This is a genomic window from Amycolatopsis sp. NPDC043887, assembly GCF_056435665.1.
In genome coordinates, this window is the sequence record NZ_JBWKEB010000008.1 from 48,662 (window position 1) to 61,484 (window position 12,823).

Annotated in this window: 13 protein-coding genes; 7 read left to right on the forward strand and 6 right to left on the reverse strand. The window is 68.9% G+C overall.

Translation table 11 applies throughout. The features are described from left to right. Together AC069H_RS21915 and AC069H_RS21920 are read left to right on the forward strand one after the other, a co-directional pair. Nucleotides 1–372, forward strand: a complete 372-nt coding sequence (locus AC069H_RS21915) for a hypothetical protein (protein ID WP_340685101.1) — start codon at nucleotides 1–3, stop codon at nucleotides 370–372. Between the two features lie 23 nt (nucleotides 373–395). Continuing rightward, nucleotides 396–749, forward strand: a complete 354-nt coding sequence (locus AC069H_RS21920; RefSeq protein ID WP_034322453.1) for a DUF3817 domain-containing protein — start codon at nucleotides 396–398, stop codon at nucleotides 747–749. On the opposite strand, the gene AC069H_RS21925 is transcribed toward AC069H_RS21920, so the two are convergent. After that, the gene (locus AC069H_RS21925; RefSeq protein ID WP_478230022.1) at nucleotides 739–2,166 is read right to left on the reverse strand and encodes an MFS transporter; all 1,428 of its coding nucleotides are present in this window, start codon (nucleotides 2,164–2,166) and stop codon (nucleotides 739–741) included. The genes AC069H_RS21920 and AC069H_RS21925 overlap by 11 nt on opposite strands. Before the next feature lie 137 nt (nucleotides 2,167–2,303). Here AC069H_RS21925 and AC069H_RS21930 point away from each other — a divergent pair, with 137 nt between their 5' ends. Continuing rightward, nucleotides 2,304–2,873: a TetR/AcrR family transcriptional regulator gene (locus tag AC069H_RS21930; RefSeq protein WP_478230037.1), complete on the forward strand. Its 570-nt coding sequence runs from the start codon at nucleotides 2,304–2,306 to the stop codon at nucleotides 2,871–2,873. A gap of 53 nt (nucleotides 2,874–2,926) precedes the next feature. Here AC069H_RS21930 and AC069H_RS21935 read toward each other — a convergent pair whose 3' ends face one another. Beyond that, nucleotides 2,927–4,501 carry a solute symporter family protein gene (locus AC069H_RS21935; RefSeq protein WP_340685105.1) on the reverse strand — a complete coding sequence of 525 codons (1,575 nt, stop codon included), beginning with the start codon at nucleotides 4,499–4,501 and terminating at the stop codon, nucleotides 2,927–2,929. Next, the gene (locus AC069H_RS21940; protein ID WP_478230023.1) at nucleotides 4,498–4,920 is read right to left on the reverse strand and encodes a DUF485 domain-containing protein; all 423 of its coding nucleotides are present in this window, start codon (nucleotides 4,918–4,920) and stop codon (nucleotides 4,498–4,500) included. Before AC069H_RS21940 ends, AC069H_RS21935 begins: the two co-directional genes overlap by 4 nt. Before the next feature lie 971 nt (nucleotides 4,921–5,891). On the opposite strand from AC069H_RS21940, the gene AC069H_RS21945 reads away from it, so the two are divergent. Genes AC069H_RS21945 through AC069H_RS21960 form a run of 4 tightly spaced genes read left to right on the forward strand, consistent with a single transcriptional unit; the run spans nucleotide 5,892 to nucleotide 11,067 of the window. Next, nucleotides 5,892–9,272 carry a sensor histidine kinase gene (locus AC069H_RS21945; RefSeq protein WP_478233630.1) on the forward strand — a complete coding sequence of 1,127 codons (3,381 nt, stop codon included), beginning with the start codon at nucleotides 5,892–5,894 and terminating at the stop codon, nucleotides 9,270–9,272. Next, on the forward strand, nucleotides 9,269–9,721 hold the full coding sequence (locus AC069H_RS21950; RefSeq protein WP_005166055.1) for a roadblock/LC7 domain-containing protein: 453 nt from the start codon (nucleotides 9,269–9,271) through the stop codon (nucleotides 9,719–9,721). Before AC069H_RS21945 ends, AC069H_RS21950 begins: the two co-directional genes overlap by 4 nt. A gap of 7 nt (nucleotides 9,722–9,728) precedes the next feature. Beyond that, complete coding sequence (locus AC069H_RS21955; RefSeq protein ID WP_478233631.1) at nucleotides 9,729–10,475, forward strand: DUF742 domain-containing protein; 747 nt, start codon at nucleotides 9,729–9,731, stop codon at nucleotides 10,473–10,475. A 28-nt stretch (nucleotides 10,476–10,503) separates the two neighbouring features. Beyond that, entirely contained in the window at nucleotides 10,504–11,067 is a 564-nt protein-coding gene (locus tag AC069H_RS21960; RefSeq protein ID WP_007033694.1) for a GTP-binding protein, read from the forward strand. Between the two features lie 49 nt (nucleotides 11,068–11,116). On the opposite strand, the gene AC069H_RS21965 is transcribed toward AC069H_RS21960, so the two are convergent. From AC069H_RS21965 to AC069H_RS21975, 3 genes are all read right to left on the reverse strand, one after another. Beyond that, nucleotides 11,117–11,674, reverse strand: coding sequence for a dihydrofolate reductase family protein (locus tag AC069H_RS21965; protein WP_478233632.1), 558 nt, complete (start codon nucleotides 11,672–11,674; stop codon nucleotides 11,117–11,119). A 144-nt stretch (nucleotides 11,675–11,818) separates the two neighbouring features. Continuing rightward, entirely contained in the window at nucleotides 11,819–12,472 is a 654-nt protein-coding gene (locus AC069H_RS21970; RefSeq protein ID WP_478230027.1) for a DUF899 domain-containing protein, read from the reverse strand. Continuing rightward, nucleotides 12,465–12,803, reverse strand: a complete 339-nt coding sequence (locus tag AC069H_RS21975; protein WP_478230028.1) for an ArsR/SmtB family transcription factor — start codon at nucleotides 12,801–12,803, stop codon at nucleotides 12,465–12,467. Before AC069H_RS21975 ends, AC069H_RS21970 begins: the two co-directional genes overlap by 8 nt. Nucleotides 12,804–12,823 lie beyond the last annotated feature (20 nt).

Sequence of the window (12,823 nt, forward strand, 5' to 3'; positions counted from 1 at the left end):
GTGCCCGCTTCGTCCGTCACCCTGCGCCGTCTCGGCATCGCCGGCGTCTGCCTGGTGAGCCTGGCGCTGTGCTGCGGGCTCGCGTGGTGGCAGTGGGAGCGGTTCTCCTCGGCCAGCGGGACGTTCCAGAACCTCGGCTACGTTCTGCAGTGGCCGCTGTTCGGACTGTTCCCCGCCTTCATGTTCTGGCGGATCCGCAAGCTCCGCCGTCGCGCCGCCGAGGCCGACGCCCAGGAGACGGTGGCCGAGACCGCCGTCCCCGAAGTGCCCGCTCCCCGGCAGCGACGGGCTCCGGCGCCGCCGCCCCCCGAGGACGACGAGCTCGCCGCGTACAACAGGTACCTGCGCGAACTCAACGCCCGCGACAAGTAGTCCCCAGAGAGGTTCGAGACCCTATGACCACCCGAACTGACGACGCCGCCCCGGCCCGCCCGGTCTCGTTGGGCGGACCGCTGATCCGGTTCCGCGTCGCGGCGTACGCCACCGGTGTGGCCCTGCTCGGGCTGGTCGTCGAAATGCTGCTGCAGTACGTCTTCCGCGTGGAACTTCCCCAGTTCGTGAAGATGATCCCCATGGTCCACGGTGGGCTCTACCTGATCTACCTGCTGCTCGCGGTCGACCTCGCGATCAAGGCCCGCTGGTCGATGAAGGGCACGCTCCTCGTGCTGATCGCCGGCTGCATCCCGTTCTTCTCGTTCGTGATGGAGCGCAAGGTCACGCACAAGGTCCAGGCGGGCGTCAAGCTCTAAGCCGGCGCCGGAAGGTCAGTGCCACCAGGAACGACACCGCCGTCACGACGGCCGCGGCGGTGAACGCCGCGGTCATCCCGGCGACGGCAGTCTCCGCCGGGCTCCCGGACGGCGTGCGGGTCGCCGCGCCGAACACGGTGATCAGGATCGCCAGCCCCAATGTCGCCCCGACCTGCTGCGACGTCTGCAGCGCGCCGCCGGCGGCACCCGCGTCGTCGGTGGGCACCGTCGCCATGATGATCACGCTGAGCGGGGAGAACGCCAGCCCGGCGCCCACGCCCATCAGCAGCATCGGCCCGAGCAGATGCGAGAAGTAGCCGCTGTCCGTGGTCAGGGTGGTCAGCCAGACGACCCCGCCGGTCATCAGCGCGGTCCCGGTCAGCGCGAGCGGCTTCGGCCCGAACCGGGGGAGCAGCTTCGGGATCAGCCTGCTCAGGAGGAACATGCAGACCGCCATCGGCAGGAACGCGAAGCCGGTCTCCAGTGCGGCGAAACCCGCGATGTCCTGCAGGAACTGGGTCAGGAAGAAGAACATCGACATCATCGCCATCGGCCCGAGGAAGAAGTTGACGTAGGCCGCGGCGCGGTCGCGTTCGGCGAACAGGCGCAGGGGGATCAGCGGTTCGCGCACCCTCGTCTCGATGGTGAGGAACGCGGCCAGCAGCGTCACCCCGGCGGCGAGGCTGCCGAGGGTGATCATGTCGCCCCAGCCGTGCGAAGCGGCGTGGGTGAAGGCGAACACGAGCGAGCCGACGCCGAGGGTGCCGGTGAACGCGCCGGGAAGATCCAGCCGGGCGCGCCGTCGTGGAGGATCGGCGACGTACCGGGAAGTGAGCAGCACGATCGCGAGCCCGAACGGGACGTTGATGTACAGCGCCGCACGCCACGAGATCCATTCGGTCAGCAGCCCGCCGAGCAGCAGGCCGATCGCGAAACCGCTGCTGGACATCGCCGAGAACAACGCCAGCGCGCGCACTCGTGCCTTGGCTTCGGTGAACGTGCTGGTGATCAGCGCCAGTGTGCTCGGCCCGGCGAGCGCGGCGCCGAAGCCCTGCGCGACCCGGGCGGCGATCAGCAGTTCCGCCGAACCGGCGAGGCCGCCGAGCAGGGAGGCGGCGGTGAACACGGCCGCGCCGACGACGAACGTCCGGCGGCGGCCGAACAAGTCGCCCGCCCGGCCGCCGAGGAGCAGCAAGCCGCCGAAGACCAGGCTGTACGCCGTCATCACCCAGGACAGGCCAGTATCGGTGAAGCCGAGTTCGGACTGGATTCGCGGGAGCGCGACGTTCATCACCGTCGCGTCGAGGATGAGCATGAGCTGGCAGGTCAGGATGATCGGGAGGACCAGCCGGTGCGGAGGTGGCGGGGCCTCGGCCGGTTCGGGCCGGGGCTCGGCACGCAGGGTTCGCTCGGTCAAGGAATACTCCGAAGACGTAACGAGATGAAGCGGAGAGATTCTCCACTTGAGGTCGTGAGCGATGATATGGAGACCGTCTCCGCTTACGCAAGTGAATTCGGAGAACGTCTCCGTTTTCGTCGCCCGAGGAGGTGCAGATGGTCACGGCCGATCCGGCCCGCCCCATGCGCGCGGACGCGCGGCGCAACTACGAGCGCATCGTGGCCGTGGCGAAGGAGGCGTTCACCGCCGACGGCGTGGACGTGCCCGCCGACGACATCGCCAAACGCGCCGGTGTCGGCGCGGGCACGTTGTACCGGCACTTCCCGACGCGCGACAAGCTGATCGAGGCCGTCTACCGCGACGAGATCGACGGGCTGGCGCAGCAGGCGTACGACCTGCTCGACGAATTGCCGCCGGGCAAGGCACTCGAGACTTGGCTGGCCACGCACGTCATCTACGTTGTCGAGAAGCATGGGCTCGCGATGACGCTGAAGGCGTCCGTCGACGCGGGCTCCGAAGTCTTCGGCTGGTGCCAGTCACGCCTGCGGGCCGCTGCTGACACGATCGTGAAGGCGGCTCAGGACGAGGGTGTGCTCCGGCCCGACGTCGCGGGCGTCGACATCTTGCGGCTCGGCCATGGGCTGGGCTCGGCCGCGAGCAAGGCTTCGGAGGAGGACACGAAGCGGCTTCTCGCGATCGTGCTGGACGGTCTCCGGATGCCATGAAAGGTCCTTTCCTTGCAAATTTCGCAAGGAAAGGACCTTTCATGGCGCGCGGGTCAGGAGCCGATCCCGGTGAGGGACCGCACCTCCATCTCCGCGTGCTTGACCGGATCGGCCTTCGACCGGCCGACGAACGTGCCCACGAACCCGCACAGGAACGAGAACGGGATCGACACCAGGCCCGGGTTCTTCAGCGGGAACCAGTGGAAGTCGACGCTCTTGATGATCGAGTCCGCGGCCCCGGACATCACCGGCGAGAAGAACACGAGCACCAGGCTCGCGATCAGCCCGCCGTAGATGCCCCACAGCGTGCCGGTGGTGTTGAAGCGTTTCCAGAACAGCGAGTACAGCAGCGTCGAGAGGTTCGCCGACGCCGCGACGGCGAACGCCAGCGCCACCAGGAACGCGATGTTCTGCCCGTTCGCCAGGATGCCGCCCACGATCGCGAGCGCCCCGACGGCGACCGCGGTCAGCCGGGCGACCCGGACCTCCGCGGCCGGCTCGGCCTTGCCGCGCTTGAAGATGTTCGCGTACACGTCGTGCGCGAAGGACGCCGAAGCGGTGATCGTCAGCCCGGCGACGACGGCGAGGATGGTCGCGAAGGCCACCGCCGAGACGATGCCGAGCAGGAGGGTGCCGCCGATGTTCAGCGCGAGCAGCGGCGCCGCCGAGTTCTCCCCGCCGGGCGCGTTCTTGATCGCCTCCGGGCCGACCAGCGCGGCCGCGCCGAAACCGATGACCAGGGTGCAGAGATAGAAGATCGTCATGCACGCGGTCGCCCACACCACCGAGCGTCGCGCCTCGCGCGAGTTCGGCACCGTGTAGAAGCGCATCAGCACGTGCGGGAGCGCGGCGGCGCCGAGGACCAGGGCCAGTGCCAGCGAGACGAAGTCGAGCTTCGTGACCTCGCTCTTGCCGTACGAGCCGCCCGGCTCCAGCAGTTCGTCACCGAGCGGGCTGTTGTCGGCGGCGGCCGCGAGCAGATTCGAGAAGCTGAAGCCGAACTTGCCGAACAGGAACACGGTGATCAGCGCACCGGTCAGCAACAGGATCGTGGCCTTGATGATCTGCACCCACGTGGTGCCCTTCATTCCGCCGACCAGCACGTACAGCACCATGACGACACCGACGACGCCGATCACCAGCGCCTGGCCGATACCACCGTGGATGTCCAGCAGCAGCGCCACCAGGCCGCCGGCGCCCGCCATCTGCGCGAGCATGTAGAAGAAGGAGATCACCAGGGTCGACGTCGCGGCCGCGGCGCGGACCGGGCGCTGCTTCATCCGGAAGCTCAGCACGTCGCCCATGGTGAAGCGGCCGGTGTTGCGCAGCAGCTCCGCGATCAGCAGCAGGTCGACCATCCACGCGACGAGGAACCCGATCGAGTACAGGAAGCCGTCGTAGCCGTGGATCGCGATCGCCCCGGCGATACCAAGGAACGACGCCGCCGAGAGGAAGTCACCCGAAAGTGCGATGCCGTTCTGTCGCCCGGTGAAGGCGCTGCCTGCCGCGTAGTAGTCCGAAGTGGACGAGTTACGCGTGCTGACGCGGTACACGACGTACAGGGTGATCGCGACGAAGAGCGCGAACACCGCGATGTTCAGCACCGGGTTGTTGTCGGGGATGCTCATCGCTCACCCGCCCCGACGGAGGCCCGCAGCGCCTCGACCTTGGGGTCGAGCCGCTTGTTCGTGAACTTCAGGTAGGCGATCGTGATCAGGATCGTGCTGGCGAACTGGCCGAGCCCGAGCAGCATGCCGACGTTGACCTCGCCCCATACCTTCCGGCTCATGAAGTCGTGCGCGTAGGCCGCCAGCAGCACGAACGTCATGTACCAGGTGAAGAAGAGCAGGCTCATCGGGAACACGAACCGGCGGAAGGTCTTGCGCAGTGCGACGAACTCCTTGCCGTGCTGGATCCGGTCGTAGTCCGGGCCGGTGGCGCGCGGTGGCGGGGGAGTGGGCTGGCGCTCGCGGACGAACAGCGCGGGCATCTGCCCGGTGTCCTCCAGGGCGTTGCTCGCCGCGTAAGGACGCGCGACGTCGGGCATGGGTTCCTCCGGGGCTTGCATCCGTGGCGCGGTACGGGGAGCGCACATACTATCTACGGCTTCACCTGCTCTGAATAGGCGACCCCGGTTCCGCGAAGGCGTGAGCCGGTATTCGGTTTTACCTTCCATTAGTGTTTCGGGAAATCGTTTCGGCCGGAATGAAACCGGGTTTATCACTCGTCATAGTGAGCCGGGTTGTCACGCGCGGTCGTCGCCCGAACGGCCCACTGCGGCAAACGACGGATGATGACCACGCTCTGTCCCTCGTTTTGGTGACAGATCGTAGTTTCGCTACCAGGGCAGGGCGGGTTCCGATACCGTGCCCGCCATCCCGGACCGGGGAAGATCCCCCGTCGCATCGGGTGTATCGAAAGAAATCACCATGTCGGGGCGATATCGAACCGGCTTGGGCGGCAAGGCCACAACATCGGGCACATATTTGGGCTTGACCCACCCTTTGGGGGCACGGAAAGTAGTTCGACCGGGCGACGCGGCTACCGTACGTAGGCTGATCGGGTGATTAGGGCACCCTGTGCATCCACGCAACCCGTAACCGGAATTCCCTCGTTTGTGACGCGCGAGCGGTTTTCCGGCCCGGTAGATCGTTCGGACGCACGCTTTTCGCTGGTCAGCAGCCGTGTACTGAACAGAATTGACGGCACCGGGATTGGTGTACGATTCTTTGGCCCGGCTGACCCGCAGTGATCGATTGGCAAAGAAAAGTTGATCTCGACGACCATGCACTTCGCAGGTTGCGACCTGCACGTGCAGGTGCAAGAACTCCTGAGGTGGACCGGGGTTCCTGGGGACACCCGGATCCCCGGACGGGGTCCCTCAGGTCGCGATCGATCACGCGGTCAGACCGGGGCCGAGTTCCCCGCAGGCAGGTACCTCACGGGAACGGGCGCCTCAGACCGTGCCAGGACGCCGGACAGGGAGTCACCTACGTGACCGTTGCAGGAGAAGGCCAAGTGCCTGTCGGGGAGCTGCTGGGACGCACTCCCCGGCCATCTCGGTGGGCCACCGGCTGGCGCACGCTCGTGCGCTGGCGGGACTGGAGCCTGCCGGTGAAGCTGTCGGCCGTGACGCTGGTGCCGATCCTCATCGCGCTCGCACTGGGCATCGCCACCATCGCCGGCCAGGTCGGCCGGTCCGACGGCTACCAGCGGCTGGACCGGCTCGTCGCGCTGAGCGGGCATATCCGCACCCTCGCCGACGGCCTCGGCCGCGAACGCACCCAGTCCGCCGCGGGGCTGACCGCCGGCACCGTCGGCGGGACCCTCGAGCTCGCCTCGGCCCGCGCCGACGTCGACACCGCCATCCCTCTCTACGGCGCCGCCGCGACCCGGGCGGTGGAGAACGAGCCGTCGCTCCGTCAGGCGCGGGAAGCGGCCGCCGCTCAGCTCGACAGGCTGCCCGACATCCGGCAGCGGGCCTCGTCCGGACAGCTCGACCCCGTCCAGGCGATCGGTGAGTACACCGACGTCACCACCGCGCTGCTCGCTCTCGACACCGCGCTGGCGGCCGGTGCCGGCCAGGACGTCCTCGGTGGCACCCCCACGGCCTTGCACGACCTCGCCATGATGAAGGAACAGCTCTCGCTGAGCCAGGCTCTGGTCTCCTTCGGCATCGCCCGGTCGAGTCTCGCGCCGAGCGAGCTCGACCAGGTGCGCACCGCCGAACTCCGGCTGGCCGACCGCCTCACCGACTTCCGTGCCGCCGCTTCGGAACAGCAGCGCCAGGAGTTCAGCGCCGCCGTCACCGGCCAAGCGATGGAAAACCGTGACAGGCTCGCGAAAACTGCCCTCGGTGAACAGGGAACCCCGTCCGCGCAAGCCTTCCGCTCGCTGTCCGCGCAGGGCTGGACCGACGCCTCGGCCGCGGTGATCGGCAAGGTCGGCGAGGTCGCGAACAAATTCGGTGCCGAGACGAGCGCGGTGTCGGCCGAACTGGTCGACGACGCCAGCAGCGGCGCGGGCCTGCTCGCGGTCCTGCTGTTCGGCGCGATGGTGCTCGCCGTCGCCGTCGTCTTCCTCATCACCCGCCAGCTGCTGCGCTCGCTGAAGGTGTTGCGCGCCAGCGCGCTCGACGTCGCCGAAAAGCAGCTGCCCGACGCGGTCCGCAACATCCAGGAGGGGCGCTCGCAGGGCACCGACGTGCGGCCGGTCCCGGTCGGCGGCGACGACGAGATCGGCGAAGTCGCCAGGGCCTTCGACAAGGTGCACCACCAGGCACTGCGCCTGGCCACCGAGCAGGCCTCGATGCGGACCGGCTACAGCAACGTGTTCGTCAACCTCTCCCGCCGCAGCCAGAGCCTCGTGCAGCGGCAGCTGCAGCTGATCGAGCGGCTGGAGCGCGACGAAGAGGACGCAGACCAGCTCGCCACGCTGTTCCAGCTGGACCACCTCGCCACCCGCATGCGCCGCAACAACGAGAACCTGATGGTCCTCTCCGGCGCCGAGCCGGGCAGGCGCTCCGGGCAGCCGGTCTCCGCCACCGACGTGGTGCGCGCGGCGGTGTCCGAGATCGAGCAGTACCAGCGGGTCACCGTGCAGAATCCGCCGCCGGTGCGGCTGGTCGGGTACGCGGCCAACGATCTGATGCGCCTGATCGCCGAACTGCTGGACAACGCCACGGCCTTCTCCGCCCCGGAAACCCAGGTGACGGTCGCGACCAGGCTCGTCGAAGACGGCTCGTTCGGCATCGACATCCTCGACAAGGGCATCGGCATGAACGAGGCCGAGGTCGCCGAGGCCAACGCCCGGCTCACCGAGGCGCCCAACGTCGACCTCACCACTTCGCGCCGGATGGGCCTGTTCGTGGTCGGGCGGCTGGCCAGCAGGCACCGCATCGGTGTCTCGCTGCACGGCGGCAAGGACATCGTCGGCGTGCGCGCCACCGTCTCGGTCCCGGCGGACCTGGTGATGGCCCCGCCCGGGGGAGACCCCGGCCCCGCCACCGGCCCGATCACCCAGCGCCTCGCGCCGCTGCCGCCGCAGCAGCCGGGCGGCCTGCCCCGCCGCCAGCGGCCCACGAACGGTTCGCGCCCCGCGATGCCGGGCGTGCCCTCGCAAGGTGGGGAGCGGTGGCCGTCGGCGAAAGATCTGGCGGGCCACACCAAGCCCGCGGTCAACGGGCACGGTCCCAAGGAGTCGCGGCCGCCGTCCGATCTGGAGATTTCGGGAACGGCGCTGTTCAGCCCGATTCCCCGGGACGAGACGACGACACCGCCGCCCGCGCCGGAACCCCGCCGCCCCGAACCGGAACCCGCCGCCGAGCCCGAGCCGGTCGCCAAGGAAGCGGAGAAGCCCGCCCCGGCGGAAGGCGATCTGCCCAGCGGCAAGGAACTGTTCGAGGCCAAGAACAACACCACGCTGAGCGAATGGTGGAACCAGGCGACCACGCCGCCGGCCCCGGCGACCCCGCCGCCGCCCACCGCGTCGGAGACGACGCCGATCTTCGACGAGATGCTCTCGGCGTGGTTCCGTTCGCCCGCGCCCGCTCCGGAAAAGCCCGCGGGCAAGAAGGCGAAGCCGGGGACGAAGGCACCCGAAGAGAAGAAGACGGCCGAGCCCGCTCCGACCGCCGAGCAGGAGGCCCGCACCTGGGACTTCGCCAGCGATAAGGCCTTCCGCACGGTGCAGGAGGTCTCCCAGAATGCCCCGTCGACGTTCACCCAGGCCGGGTTGCCGCGTCGCCGCAAGGGCGAGCAGCTTCTGCCGGGTAGCGCGGCGTCGTCGATCCCGGCCGCCGAACCCGCGGCCAAGGCGGAGCTGCCGGTCCGCGACCCGGCGAACGTGCGCGGCAGGCTGAGCAGCTTCCAGCAGGGTGTCAAGAGGGGACGCAAGGAAGCGGCGGACAAGGCCACGCCGGCCACCACCGAGCCCGTCGCCACGAAGCCTGCCACCGCCCAGCCGGACGCGAAGGCCGAGCAGGCAGCGGCGCCCGAGCCGTCGAAGGCGCCGGAGACGGCCGCGCGTCCGGCGGTCCCGCCCGCCGCGCTGCCGAGCAGGAAACCGCAGGCAGCGAGCCCGGAACCGGAACCGGTCGCCGCCCCCGAGCGGACGGACGCCTGGAACTTCGGCTCCGACGAAGGCTGGAAAGCGGCCCAAGCGGTGTCCCAGTCCGTGCCCTCGCTGATGACTTCGGCAGGATTACCCAGGCGCCGTCGCGGGGAGCAACTGCTCCCGGGCAGCGCGGGACCGCCCGCCGGGGCGGTCACCCCCCGACCACAGCGAGACGCGCACGACGTGCGCGGTCGCCTGAGCAGTTTCCAGCAGGGCATCCAGCGCGGACGGCACCGCACGGCCCAGGCGACCGAAGCCAACCACGAAACCCTGGAGGGTGAATGACCTCGCCGAACCCGGCCCAGCCCCAGCAGAACCAGTTCGGGTGGCTGGTCAACGACTTCGCCGAGCGGGTACCCGGAGTGGCGCACGCCGTGGTGGTGTCGGCGGACGGCCTCCTGCTCACCGCGTCCAGCAGGCTCCCGCTGGACCGGGCCGACCAGCTGGCCGCCGTCGCGTCCGGCCTGGTCAGCCTGACCCAGGGCGCCGCGCGATGTTTCGAGGCGGGCGCGGTCAACGAGACCGTCGTCGAGATGGAACTCGGCATCATGGTGCTGATGTCCATCAGTGACGGTTCCTGCCTGGCCATCCTCGCCGCCCCGAACTGCGACATCGGACAGGTCGCCTACGAGATGACGATGCTCGTCGATCGCGTCGGCCAGATCCTCACCCCGGAACTTCGCGCACAATTGCAGGGCGCCGGTGGGTCGCTGATCGGCGAACCGGTGGGATGATGTCCCGATGAGCACCGGGTCCGGATCCTTCGGCGAACCGCCGGGGACGGGTGAACACCAGCCTCCGCACGCGGGGGCTGCCCATGCTGCCGGTTCACGGGACGACGGCACCTTCGCCGACGTCCTGAACGGCTTCACCCTGGATTCGGGACGTGGTCGTCGGAAGCGCAAGAAGAACAAGCACCCTCAGGATTCCCGGGCGGGCGGAACACCCGCCACCGGGGAATCGGCAGTCCCGCAGCCGACCGATCAAGGAGACCGCGTGACCTCACTTGCTTCTCCACCCGACAGCGGCGCAGGCGCCGTCGGGCCGAGACCAGGTGGTCTTTTCGACCCGGGCCCGCCCAGCGGCGAGTTCATCATGCCCGCCGTCTTCGAGCAGGCGCCGTCGCCGCTCGAAGAGACGGCGATCGTCCGTCCCTATGCCCTCACCGGGGGCCGGACCAAGGCGAACTACGCTCTCGAGCTGGAGACCCTCATCTCCACCAAGGACCACGTCGCCGCGGGTAGCCTCCCCGCGGCCGCCGCGGACCAGATCGAGTGCGTTTCGATCATCGAGGAGTGCCGCACCCCGCGTTCGGTCGCCGAGATCGCGGCGACCCTGCGCGTGCCGCTGGGTGTGGCGCGCGTGCTGATCAGCGACGCGGCGGACGCGGGACTGGTCAGCGTGCACAAGACGATTTCGGGCAATGACGGCGCCGAGGCACATCTGGTGTTGATGGAAAGGGTTTTGAGTGGACTCCGTCGGCTTTAAGGCACCGCGGGAAACCGCGCCCCCGACCATGACATCCGCGAAGATCGTCGTGGCGGGTGGCTTCGGTGCGGGTAAGACGACCTTCGTCGGTTCGGTGTCGGAGATCGTCCCGCTCACCACCGAGGCGATGATGACGGACGCCAGTCGGGGGATCGACAACCTCGACCAGACGCCCAACAAATCGACCACCACGGTCGCGATGGACTTCGGCCGGGTCTCCCTGGACGCGGACCTGATCCTCTACCTGTTCGGCACGCCCGGGCAGCAGCGGTTCTGGTTCATGTGGGACGACCTCGTCCGCGGCGCGATCGGCGCCGTGGTGCTGGCCGACACGCGACGGCTGGCCGACTCGTTCGCGCCGATCGACTTCTTCGAGGACCGGGGCCTGCCTTATATCGTCGGGGTGAACACCTTCGACGGCATCCTCGAGCACGACATCAACGACGTGCGTGAAGCGCTGTCGATCGACCCCAACATCCCGATCGTCCGCTGCGACGCCCGGGAACGGGAGTCGACGAAGCAGACACTGATCACGCTGGTCGAGTACGCGATGCGGCAGTGGATCGCCTTGCGCGCGAGCAACGCGAGGTGAACCTGACGGCGGCAGCGTAGGGGCTGCCGCCCAGGGGGTTCACCTCACCTCACTTCGCTTCGTAGGTCAGCAGTACCGCGCGCCCGTCCATCGTCCGGGTGCCGGTCAGCCGCAGGTCCGTGCGCGCTCCGCCCGCGAACACCTGCTTGCCGCCGCCGAGTACCACCGGGTGCACGACGACGTGGAACTCGTCGATCAGGCCGTGGTCGGCGAGCGCGGTGGCCAGCTCGGCCCCGCCCATCAGCAGCAGATCCTTACCGGGCCTGCCCTTGAGTTCGGCCGCGCGTTCGGCGAGGTCACCCGCCACGACTTCGGTGCCCCAGTCCGCGTTCTCCAGCGTCCTGGAGAAGACGATCTTCGGCGTCTTCCGCCAGATCGGGGCGAACCGCAGATCGTGCGGGTCGTCGGAGATCGATTCGGCCTGCGGCCAGTACGACGCCATCATGTCCCAGACCCGTCGTCCGTAGACGAAGGTGTCGGCGCGGTCGACCAGTTCCTGGGAGTGGGCGGAAAGCTCCGGGCCCATCGTGGTCCAGTCGAACTCGCCCTCCGGGCCTTCGATGCGGCCGTCGAGCGAGGTGTGGACGGCGTAGACGAGCTTGCGCATGGCTTGATCCCTCCGGTGTGGCGCCCGCCTTCCGGGCGCCGGACACCGAGGGGTCGGAGCGGGCGCGGGGTTCTCGACATGCCTCCCGCATTTAGTCCTCTCGATGCGCTCGGGGCGCATTCAGAGGACTAAATGCGGCAGGGCTCAGTACTCGTCGTGCCGCTTCCACCAGTGCCCGGGGCCGTCTGTCCCGCGGCCGGACTCCTCCCAGGCCTCCTGCCGCCCGAACGGGGTCAGGTCCAGGTATCGCAGCGTTCCCACCAGCTGGTCCCCGCCGCGACCGGTGGTGAAGTACGTCCGGTACACCTCGTCGCCGTCGCGCAGGAAGACACTGATGCCGAACCCGCCGTCGATGCCGCAGTCCGGGTTGAAGCCGTCGGCGGTCGAGACCCACGGGACGGTCCAGCCCATCCGCTCCTTGTACCGCTCGATCTCGGGCAGTGTCGCCGGCGCGACGACGTACAGCGTGGTGTCGCGGGCGTGCAGGTGGGCGAGGTGACCGATGTTGTCCACGACCATCGAGCAGCCGGGGCAGCCCGCCTTCTGCCCGGGGGCGAGCATGAAGTGGTAGATGATCAGCTGCCGCCGCCCCTCGAACAGGTCGAGGAGGGTGACCCGGCCCTCGGGCCCGTCGAATTCGTAGGTGCTGTCGAAGCGGACCATCGGCAGCCGTCGCCGTTCGGCGGCGATCGCGTCCGCCGCGCGGGTGAGCTCCTTTTCCTTGGCCAGCAACGCGTCTCGGGCGATCTGCCATTCGCCCGCCGAGACGACTTCCGGCAGGGTGACGGTCTCAGTCATTGTGTTCGCCTTTCCTCAGTTCCGCGAGGTGCTCTTCCATGCGGTCGAAACCGCCTTCCCAGAAGCGCCGGTAGCGCTCGACCCACTCGGAGACGTCGCCGAGCGGGGCGGCCTCCAGCCGGCAGGGCCGCCATTGCGCGGTCCGGCTCCGGCTGATCAAGCCCGCGCGCTCGAGGACCTTGAGATGCTTGGAGATGGCTTGGAGGCTGACCGGAAAGGGTTCGGCCAGCTCGTTGACGCCGGCCTCGCCGGTGGCCAGCCGGGCGAGGATCGCCCGCCGGGTGGGGTCCGCCAGTGCGGCGAACGTGGCGCTGAGCTGATCAGTGGTCATCGCTGCTCAATCAATCGGTT

What these genes read in the sequence shown, in the direction of transcription:
- AC069H_RS21920 (WP_034322453.1), top strand. Translation starts at nt 396, where the DNA reads ATGACCACCCGAACTGACGACGCCGCCCCGGCCCGCCCGGTCTCGTTG.
- AC069H_RS21930 (WP_478230037.1), top strand. Translation starts at nt 2,304, where the DNA reads ATGGTCACGGCCGATCCGGCCCGCCCCATGCGCGCGGACGCGCGGCGC.
- AC069H_RS21935 (WP_340685105.1), bottom strand. Translation starts at nt 4,501, where the DNA reads ATGAGCATCCCCGACAACAACCCGGTGCTGAACATCGCGGTGTTCGCG.
- AC069H_RS21940 (WP_478230023.1), bottom strand. Translation starts at nt 4,920, where the DNA reads ATGCCCGACGTCGCGCGTCCTTACGCGGCGAGCAACGCCCTGGAGGAC.
- AC069H_RS21950 (WP_005166055.1), top strand. Translation starts at nt 9,269, where the DNA reads ATGACCTCGCCGAACCCGGCCCAGCCCCAGCAGAACCAGTTCGGGTGG.
- AC069H_RS21955 (WP_478233631.1), top strand. Translation starts at nt 9,729, where the DNA reads ATGAGCACCGGGTCCGGATCCTTCGGCGAACCGCCGGGGACGGGTGAA.
- AC069H_RS21960 (WP_007033694.1), top strand. Translation starts at nt 10,504, where the DNA reads ATGACATCCGCGAAGATCGTCGTGGCGGGTGGCTTCGGTGCGGGTAAG.
- AC069H_RS21965 (WP_478233632.1), bottom strand. Translation starts at nt 11,674, where the DNA reads ATGCGCAAGCTCGTCTACGCCGTCCACACCTCGCTCGACGGCCGCATC.
- AC069H_RS21970 (WP_478230027.1), bottom strand. Translation starts at nt 12,472, where the DNA reads ATGACTGAGACCGTCACCCTGCCGGAAGTCGTCTCGGCGGGCGAATGG.
- AC069H_RS21975 (WP_478230028.1), bottom strand. Translation starts at nt 12,803, where the DNA reads ATGACCACTGATCAGCTCAGCGCCACGTTCGCCGCACTGGCGGACCCC.